This is a genomic window from Coprococcus sp. AM100_B19A (genome assembly GCF_027662015.1).
Lineage (GTDB): Bacteria > Bacillota > Clostridia > Lachnospirales > Lachnospiraceae > Allocoprococcus > Allocoprococcus comes.
This window is the reverse complement of record NZ_JAQDKN010000017.1, coordinates 67,537-75,042: the sequence shown is the minus strand read 5'-3', so window position 1 is coordinate 75,042 and position 7,506 is coordinate 67,537. Positions and strand designations below refer to the sequence as shown.

The following is a 7,506-nucleotide window of genomic DNA, read 5'->3' as shown; positions in this document are numbered from 1 at the left end:
GGGCGTGTGAAAAAACGAAAGTTTTTTCATGCGTCCTTTTTCTTATAAATACAACAGTAATTATATTTCACAAAAAAGCGTATAATCCCCCTTCCCCCATGAGAATGCCATTATGAATCCTATGCGGCAGTTGCAACTTTTTTCTGCTTGTTGTGATATTTATAAAGATTGTGTCCGATAGAAACGAGAAATACTTCAAGCAATACAGATTTTATTCCTCTTCGGACAATTCTTTTGTACCACCGGTCGTTTTTCATGATACCAAAGGTACCTTCTGCCTGAATGGATCTGTTCATCCTTAGAAGCGCTCCCTGGATACTTTCGAGATTTTCTATCACTTCCTGATGCATCGCTGTAAGTTCGCGGTTGATCCGAACAGTACGGTTTTTGTCTGTCTTTTTACATTGTTCTGCGTATGGACAGCCGGAGCAGTCTTCACACTGATACACTTCTTCCTGACGCCCATACTTGTTCCCTTTTACGTTTTTTCGATACTGAAGATAAAAGTTTTTCCCGTTTGGGCAACGCATGATTCCGTCTTCCCCGATTGGAAAATTTACTGCTCGGAATGGATCTTTATGATACTTCATGTCAGTAGTCTCTTTCTTGAACATGGTGAATTTCATATACTTTTCTATTCCATGCTGCTCACAAAAAATATAATTGTTGTAAGAACCATATCCGGCATCTGCCACTGGATACTTCGGATAAAAGCCATATGTAGTATAAAACTTGTTCATCAACGGAACAAAACAATCCATATCTGAGCGATACTGATTTACATCAACAACAGCAATGTATTCATCTGCAACACCAACCTGTACATTATAAGCCGGAAGCAGCTGGTCATTTCCCATGTAATCTGTCTTGATTCGCATAAAAGTAGCCGAATGATCTGTTTTCGAGTAGCTGTTGCGATCCTCCCCACAGATTTTGATTTTTTCCACGTATTCTTCTAACTTAGCAGCATACTCCCTGAGTTTCTCATAATGCCGTTGCTGTGTAGTTTTGCGATGTCCCCTGCCATGAACAAACGCAGTTTCATCAATCTGCCAGGCTTCTGCATACTGTTCGGCAGCTTCTTTCAGATACTCTGGCGCATACTCACTATTGATACAAAGCTTTATCCCTGTACATGTCAGTTCTTCATTGATTTCCGCAAAAAGTGTAGTAATTTTATCGAAGACACGGTATCTGGATTTTTCGGTTGATTTTTTCCATACCCAGGAATATTTATTCGCATTTGCTTCAAACTTGGATCCATCGATGTATAGGTGTTGGAGATCCACATGTTCTGTCTCGAAAATTTTTTTGTTTATGTCTTGAAATATCTCTTCAATGGAATCAGCAAGTACCTCGTTAATGAAGTAACCGAAGGTACGATAAGAAGGTGTTTGATGATCCATGAGATACATGAAGCGGAGATTGACTTTACACTGATCCTCCAGTTCACGTAATGATATATAGCCATTCTCCATAAATCCAAACAAAACTGTCTTCAGCATGCTGACCGGGTCATATCTGAGTCTTCCTGTATAATGTTGCGGAATATTTTTCAGATATTTCTCCAGTTCGATTCCTCCCATAAATCTGTCAAAAGTCAGCACTGGATCACAGATGTCCAGATAATCTTGAATTAGCATTGGCAAAATTGCCTGTTTTGGGTTAGAATAGATTATGTTATTATTTTTTGTCACAAATTAATTATAACAGAAAGAAAGACCTTGAGTTCAATATAAACTCTTGGTCTTTCTTTTTTTTCGGGACTATTCTTTTTTCACAGCCCCCTTCTGATTTTATAAAACTTTATTCTGCAACATCTTTGATGCTGAAGCTCAAACGTCCCATCTTGTCTTTTCCAAGGCAAACCACTTTGACGTGATCTCCGATAGAAAGAACATCTTCTACATGATCGATTCTCTGCTTAGCGATTTTGGAAATGTGTACCATTCCTTCTTTGCCCGGTGCAAATTCGATGAATGCGCCGAATTCTTTGATGCTTACAACATCACCTTCAAGAACCATTCCTGCCTCGAAGTCTGTTACGATGGTAGCGATCATCTTTCTTGCCTGTTCCATGCTGTCTGCATCTACGCCACAGATAGATACGCTTCCTTCATCTGTGATATCAATCTTAACGCCTGTCTTTTCGATGATTGCGTTGATGGTCTTTCCTCTCTGACCTACAACTTCACCAATCTTAGCCGGATCAATATTCATCTGAATGATCTTCGGTGCATACTTGCCAACCTGTGCTCTTGGCTCAGCGATTGTCTTAGCCATAACTTCATCCAGAATGTAAACTCTTGCTTTTCTTGTACGTGCAATTGCTTCTTCGATGATCGGTCTTGTCAGTCCATGGATCTTAATATCCATCTGGATCGCTGTGATACCTTTATGTGTACCTGCTACCTTGAAGTCCATATCTCCGAAGAAATCTTCCAGCCCCTGAATATCTGTAAGTACCAGATAATCATCGTCAGTAGCACCTGTTACCAGACCACATGAGATACCTGCAACTGCAGATTTGATTGGTACACCGGCTGCCATAAGTGACATAGAAGATGCACATACACTTGCCTGAGAAGTAGAACCGTTAGATTCAAATGTCTCAGATACGGTACGGATCGCATACGGGAATTCTTCCTCTGACGGAAGTACCGGTACCAGTGCTCTCTCAGCAAGGGCTCCATGTCCGATCTCACGACGTCCCGGTCCTCTGGAAGGTCTTGTCTCACCTACAGAGTATGACGGGAAGTTATAGTGATGCATATATCTCTTGGATGTCTCAGATTCATCCAGTCCGTCTACCTTCTGTGCTTCTGAAAGCGGAGCCAGTGTGGTGATGGTACAGATCTGTGTCTGTCCACGTGTAAACATAGCAGAACCATGTACTCTCGGGATCAGGTCAATTTCTGCGGCAAGTGGACGGATTTCTTCGATTGCACGACCGTCCGGACGCTTGTGGTCTTTGAGGATCATCTTGCGGACAACCTTCTTCTGGTACTGATATACAGCTTCACCAAGTTTGGCAAGCCATTCTTCGTTATCAGCAAAAGCTTCTTCCAGCTTTTCTGTGATCTTACGGATATTTTCTTCTCTTGTCTGCTTGTCATCTGTGAATACTGCAACTTCCATCTCTTCCGGTGTTACGATCTTCTGAATCGCTTCAAAGAGTTCTTCCGGTACTGCAAAGCTTACATAATCATGTTTTGGTTTTCCACATTCTGCAACGATCTGGTCGATGAATGCGATGACTTTCTGATTCACTTCATGCGCCGCGAAGATGGCTTCGAGCATCTTAGCTTCCGGTACTTCATTTGCTCCGGCTTCAATCATGATTACCTTTTCTCTTGTAGATGCAACAGTCAGTGCAAGGTCGGACTTTTCTTTCTGCTCTGCGGTTGGATTGAATACCAGTTCTCCGTCAACAAGTCCTACCTGGGTAGAAGCTGTCGGACCATCGAACGGGATATCAGAAATAGCAGTCGCAATCGCTGATCCAAGCATAGCAGTAAGCTCCGGTGAGCAGTCCTGTTCAACAGAGAGAACCAGGTTCTCCAAAGTTACATCATTTCTGTAATCCTTCGGGAAAAGCGGTCTCATCGGACGGTCGATCACACGGCAGGTAAGAACAGCATTTTCTGATGCCTTTCCTTCTCTCTTGTTAAATCCTCCCGGGATCTTTCCTACTGCATAAAGCTTCTCATTGTATTCAACGCTGAGCGGGAAGAAGTCAATTCCTTCTCTTGGTTTGTCGGATGCAGTTGCTGTTGAAAGCACAACTGTATCACCATAATGCATAAGTACTGCGCCGTTCGCCTGTTTGGCAACTCTTCCAACATCTACGCGGAGTGTACGGCCTGCAAGTTCCATTTCAAACTTTTTGTACATAAATGTTCTCCTTTTTTATCTGTTTATCTGACGGGTAAAATCTCCGAAACTACTGAAAAATACACTTCTCAAAATATACTTTTCAGTGGTCTCGGACGCAATCTCTACCCACAATCTTTTGTATTATATCATATCCTTACATCTCTTGCAAGATTCTATATAACTAACTTTAAAATGTGGCAAAACACGGTTATTGGTCACTCCCTTGTCAATCACTATGCTGATTGGCATGGATGATGCATGTTGTACCGGTTCGGCTCATTGTTTGCGTAAACAAACAGGGAGCGAAGACATCCAGCTGATGCCTTTCGCTCCCTGTAAAATACGTCTTACTTTCTTAAACCTAATCTTTCGATCAGTGAACGATATCTTTCAATGTCATTCTTCTTAAGGTATGCAAGAAGTCCTCTTCTCTGTCCAACCATCTTAAGAAGTCCTCTTCTTGAGTGGTGATCCTTCGGATTAGCTTTGAAGTGATCTGTAAGATCATTGATTCTTGCTGTAAGAAGAGCTACCTGTACTTCCGGAGATCCTGTATCTCCTTCTGTTCTTCCGTATTCTTTGATAATCTGTTCTTTCATTTCTTTTGTGATCATTTGTCACTACCTCCTAAATATACTGTTAATTGCCTGATATTAAGCAGTGGTTGGAGATTCCATCTGCCGAACATCGGTTTTTCATACTTGCCTAGTGTACCATATGCCCCGAATCCTGTCAAGAAGGATTTTATCTTTCCCGCATCTGGCAGGTTTTCATATTCCTGTTCACCGGCTCTGTTATTTCTTATGATGATAACGGAAAAATTCTTTTGCGTAAGCAATATCCTGATCGATTTGAGCCTTCATCATTTCTACCGATTCAAACTTCTGCTCCGGTCTCTTAAAATGATAAAGCTGGATCTCTACCTCTTTTCCGTAGGCATCACCACTGTAATCCAGCAGATTGCTCTCGATCAGCATCCGCTTCTCATCGGATACCGTTGGCTTAAACCCGACATTACCGATTCCGTTGTACCAGATTCCATCAATCCTCACACTATCCAGATAAACTCCGTTCGGTGGAAGAAGTTTATCCCTTGACGGATGTACATTAAGTGTCGGAAATCCCAGTTTTCTGCCCAGCTGCCTGCCATGCTCTACTTTTCCCCGTACAGTATATGCATACCCCAGCATATCATTCACAGCTTCCATATTTCCCTTCCGAAGCTCTTCCCTGACATAGCTGCTGCTGATCTCCCGTTTTCCGTACATCTCTTTTTCAATCACAAAAAGTTCATATCCATACACATCGGCATATTCTGCAAGCATTTTTGCATCACCACGCTTGTCATGCCCAAAGTGGAAATCCGTTCCGATCACAATATACCGGGCATGAATTTTCTCAATCAGGATCTTCCGGATGAAATCCTCTGCCGACATACTTGTAACATCTTTGGAAAACGGGCATTCCAGCAGTACATCTACTTTCTTGTCCAGAAGACATCTGCGCTCCTCATTGGACATGATCCCTTCTCTTGATTTTCCAAGCTTTTCATAAAGCGGATTCATATCAAATGCAAACACAACAGAACGAACGCCTTTTTTCGCCTTCAGCTGACATACTTTTTTGATCAGCTTCTGATGTCCTCTGTGAACTCCATCAAATTTGCCGAGTGTGATTGCTGCCTCTCTGGAATCCTGATAGGCTTCCAGCCCTCTGATATAGTCCATGTTCTTTCCTCTTTAATTACTTTTTTTCATTTCCATCAAAAAACATTTTTACAATCTTGAAGAGATCGTCTTTCCTGCAGTAACAGTAAATCGCAATAAACTGATGCGATTCATCGTACACGCGGACTCTCTCATCGTTCTCATACTCCTTTAATGCTGTTTCCTGTGAAATATCTCTTTTTCTGAAACTATTCCCGTTCCGTACTGCCGCGGCCGTTTTCGGTGGCAGTACGACCTGTGCATACGTTGGAAACATTTCATCTATCGCGATGATCTTCTCCTCCAGAATCCCTTCTTTCTGAAGCTGTGCAATTTCACCGAGCCGGATACTGTCTTCAAGTCCAAACCGCTCTACACGTGTTCTCAAAAGCTCTTTCATGCATCCGCCACAGCCAAGCTTCTGACCGATATCATGACACAGTGTACGGATATACGTTCCCTTTGAACAGGTCACTTCCAGTTTTACCTCCGGAAGATTGATCTCCAGGATCCGGATCTCATGAATCGTGATTCTTCGTGCTTTCCGCTCTACTTCTTTGCCCTCTCTGGCAAGCTCATAAAGCTTTTTCCCGTTAACTTTGAGTGCCGAATACATCGGCGGAATCTGATCGTATTCGCCCTCAAAGCTGCGGATCACATTTTCCACTTTTTCATTGGTCAGATCTTCTGTGCTATGTTTTTCCAGAACCTGACCGGAAGTATCCTGTGTATCCGTCACCTGACCGAGAAGAAGAACCGCCTGATAGGTTTTATCTTTATCTGTCAGCAGGTCACAAAGCTTTGTTGCTTTCCCAAAGCAGACCGGAAGTACTCCTTCGGCATCCGGATCAAGGGTTCCGGTATGCCCGATCTTTTTCTGCTTTACGATCCCGCGCAGCTTTGCGACCACATCATGGGACGTATAGCCTTTTTCTTTATATACATTCAGTACGCCATGTATCATTCCGCTTCGCTCCCACTGTTAAACTGAAGTTCCAGTCTTCTTGCCAGATTGTTGATGATATCATGTGGTGTGGCAGTCATGGAGAATCCGGCTGCCCTTGCGTGTCCGCCGCCGCCAAAATAGCTTGCAACTACACTTACATCTATCTTTTCACTGGATCGCAGACTTACCTTAAAGGTTCCATGTTCAAGCTCATACATAAAAATTGCAACATCGATCCCTTTTGTGAGTTTCAGCTGGCTTACGATTCCATCCAGATGTTTCGCTTTTACCTGGTAGAAATTCATCTCTTCTTTTGTAACATAAGATACAATACATCTTCCGTCCATAAAAAGAAAGCTTTCCAACAATGCACGCCCCAGAACCTGGTTCTGTGCATAGGTCTTTTCATCAAAAGTCTCTGTAATTATTTTTGTAAAATCGATTCCTTTTTCCATCAGTGCTGCTGCTGCGCGCATGGTCGACGGATGGGTACAGGAATAACGGAACACACCGGTATCATGCACCATTCCTGTGTAAAGGCACTCGGCAGTCTCCACAGACATCTTCCCATAATCCAGCAGATCGTAGATCAGCTCACTTGTCGAGCTTGCATCTGGCATGATATAGTTCTGATCTGCAAAACTCTGGTTGCTCACATGATGATCTACACAGAATCTTACTGCCGCTTTTTTGAAAAGGACTGCCGAAAATCCAAGTCTTCCCATATCCCCGCAATCCAGTGCGATAAACAGATCATAGGTTTTTTCTTCCGTCACTTCATGCCGGATCTTATCTGTATTTTTCATGAACTTCAGTGTATTCGGAAGCTCTTCCAGATAAACATCGATCTCTTTTTCAGGAAAATTCTCTCTGACATAGTTATACAATCCCATGCAGGAACCTGCACAGTCCCCATCCGGGCGGACATGTCCGCCAAGTGCGATCGTCCCGGCTTTAGAAATTGCATCTAATAACATA

Annotated in this window: 6 protein-coding genes; all 6 read right to left on the bottom strand. The window is 42.8% G+C overall.

Annotated features, from left to right (window positions below; translation table 11 throughout):
- Positions 1–119 precede the first annotated feature (119 nt).
- Positions 120–1,643: an IS1182 family transposase gene (locus PGQ33_RS14355; RefSeq protein ID WP_173700198.1), complete on the bottom strand. Its 1,524-nt coding sequence runs from the start codon at positions 1,641–1,643 to the stop codon at positions 120–122.
- 163 nt (positions 1,644–1,806) lie between these two features.
- The gene (locus tag PGQ33_RS14350) at positions 1,807–3,894 is read right to left on the bottom strand and encodes a polyribonucleotide nucleotidyltransferase (protein ID WP_008369294.1); all 2,088 of its coding nucleotides are present in this window, start codon (positions 3,892–3,894) and stop codon (positions 1,807–1,809) included.
- Positions 3,895–4,223: 329 nt separating this feature from the next.
- Positions 4,224–4,490 (bottom strand): 30S ribosomal protein S15, encoded by a 267-nt coding sequence (gene rpsO, locus PGQ33_RS14345; protein WP_008369295.1) that lies wholly within the window; start codon positions 4,488–4,490, stop codon positions 4,224–4,226.
- A gap of 180 nt (positions 4,491–4,670) precedes the next feature.
- Entirely contained in the window at positions 4,671–5,603 is a 933-nt protein-coding gene (locus tag PGQ33_RS14340; RefSeq protein WP_270205953.1) for a bifunctional riboflavin kinase/FAD synthetase, read from the bottom strand.
- 16 nt (positions 5,604–5,619) lie between these two features.
- Positions 5,620–6,546, bottom strand: coding sequence for a tRNA pseudouridine(55) synthase TruB (gene truB / locus PGQ33_RS14335; RefSeq protein WP_055155876.1), 927 nt, complete (start codon positions 6,544–6,546; stop codon positions 5,620–5,622).
- A complete protein-coding gene (locus PGQ33_RS14330; protein WP_270205952.1) occupies positions 6,543–7,505 on the bottom strand; it encodes a DHH family phosphoesterase in 963 nt (320 codons plus the stop codon). Before PGQ33_RS14330 ends, truB begins: the two co-directional genes overlap by 4 nt.
- Position 7,506: the final 1 nt, after the last annotated feature.